Source organism: Legionella parisiensis, assembly GCF_001467945.1.
Taxonomy (GTDB): domain Bacteria; phylum Pseudomonadota; class Gammaproteobacteria; order Legionellales; family Legionellaceae; genus Legionella; species Legionella parisiensis.
The window spans coordinates 1-2,112 of the sequence record NZ_LNYQ01000008.1 but is presented as its reverse complement, the minus strand read 5'-3'; the positions used below and the strand labels follow the sequence as shown (position 1 = coordinate 2,112).

The window sequence follows — 2,112 nt, the reverse complement described above, 5'->3', positions numbered from 1 at the left end:
TTCAACAGGTATAAATCCGGGATAGGTATTGAAGATCCATCACCACGAAGCTTATTTACCCTCTCAAAAGAATAAGAGTTTTATAAATCGAAGAGGAAGATATCACAAATAGCTAGCTAAATAACTTCAGTCATTCCAATCTATGCCAAAGCCTTGAGTTTTATCAAGGCTTCTTTATTTTTTGGTTCGAGCAACAAACGTAATTATTATCCCATTCAAAAGACAATCAACAACATTCTCCTGCAAGCCTTTAGGACCCCTATAAATTTATTTATCAACATATAAAAAATTTTATAGCTCATTTTAATTTTTCTTTAATGGCCATTTAATATACTTATTGAACAAAATGCTCCTGGTGATGGATTTTATTTGAGCATTAATGGAGGGTTAAGACAGGATTGCCAATTATATTCAGAGGTATTTAATATGCAGGGTTTGTTAGAGAGATATGGGTTTTCATTTGCTGGTCGTACCGCTCTAAGCAGTAGTGTGCGAATTACAGGATCCGCTTTTGACTCGCACAATACTACCGCTTTACAACTATTTAAGCGAAAGCATAACATCAAACTTGTTGAGGGAACTGTTCCAGCCATATATAGAGGGATTTCAGTTGAGCATTTTCTTGGTTCTTTAGATCGCCCTGGATTAGGGGTAACCGCAATGCGTCCAAGTCTTGCCCGCCTTATGAAAGCTAGAGGATATACACGTTGGGGAGATTTCAGTCATGACGAAAAAATGGAAATTAGAGATGCGCATGTTCGAGGATACTCCTTCACCAAAGGAAATACAAAAGTAGCTCATTCATTTACTTATTGTCCTAGTGTAGCTCTGGGTTTTGGAATTGACGCGGCAAAAAAATCAAATTTCCCAGGTATTTCACTCATCGGTGTAGCATGCAAAGTCCATGACAAATTGGATGTGGAATATGATATAGCTCTGGATGGTGAAGAATTTGGTACTTCAATATTTTCGTATCAATGCGAGACTATAGTTCCTCATCTTTGTTTGCCAATGAATCATTTTATCCTGGTTAACCAAAAAAACTCCAATATGATTCATCTTGATGAGTTAAGACAAGCAAAACGTTTTGATGCCCCTGAATCATCAATACTGGAGCTCAGTATTATCATGGAAGAGGCGATGAAAAAATATCAACGCTTAGAAATTGATAAAGTAATTGCTTTCGACGATTTTGCTACCTACGTCAACGAAAGTCAGGATCCGCAGGATGTAAAAGCTTTAAAAGCAGCTGATTTATATGAGCAGTATAGAAGCATCTGGAAAGAACAAACCGCGTTAGTGAATTTACCCCTTTGTGAGCGAGATTTATGGATTAATATAGCAAGTGAAGTAGCTCCTAAAGCTTATAGTTGTATTACGGCTCATGAAGATGGTTTTACTATTGAGGCACCAGCAAAAAGTGGTGGGATACTTACGATAACCATCTCGAATACTGAGGCATTAATCTTTCTTGCCCCATTATTTGAAAAGGATCCATCATTAACATTAGATACGATAAAAAATGGTGAAGTTCCTTGTGCTTTGAATTATTTAACGGAGTCGGTAATTAGAAAAAATAAGGATTTAATTTGTGAAACTGGTTTAGAGCGATGTGTTGAAGAAGAGCAAAGTCGAATAGTTAGCCTAAGTTAAATAACTACAATGCTAAAAGCCTTGAGCTTTTTTCAAGGCTTTTTTATTAATTATATTTGAAAAAATATAACCACTATGTGTTAAAGTAACCCCCTACAAGGTCTTAATACAATACAAGGATAGGATTTCATGATCACAAAATTAGAACCAGCCTTATCACTAAGAGCTAAAATGTCGCCACATCTTACGATGACAAAAGCCATTCCCCAAACGATACAAAAGCTATTCCCTTTTTCACCGATTCAACATCCTTTCGCTCCAATTATGCAAAACTCCTTAACAAGAAAGGAACTAAAAGCCATGCATATTGAGGGCGAAGAATTAGAATTGATTCAACAGCTTCATGAATCAAATAAGTTTTATATCCTTGAAGATCATAATACAGTCCTAAAACAATTTTTTTTAGCGAAACAGAAAGAAAATACTCCTCTTGGTAATTTGTATAAAGAGATGGATTAT

General features: G+C 35.7%; 1 protein-coding gene and 1 pseudogene. Both read left to right on the top strand.

The window, feature by feature from the left end; translation table 11 throughout:
- The first annotated feature begins 426 nt into the window (after positions 1–426).
- A complete protein-coding gene (locus tag Lpar_RS02605; protein ID WP_082650322.1) occupies positions 427–1,653 on the top strand; it encodes a hypothetical protein in 1,227 nt (408 codons plus the stop codon).
- Between the two features lie 129 nt (positions 1,654–1,782).
- A pseudogene (locus tag Lpar_RS02600) lies at positions 1,783–2,112 on the top strand (hypothetical protein); the annotation flags it as partial.

Excerpts from the sequence above, each read along its gene's own strand:
- Lpar_RS02605 (WP_082650322.1), top strand. The coding sequence starts at position 427 with ATGCAGGGTTTGTTAGAGAGATATGGGTTTTCATTTGCTGGTCGTACC.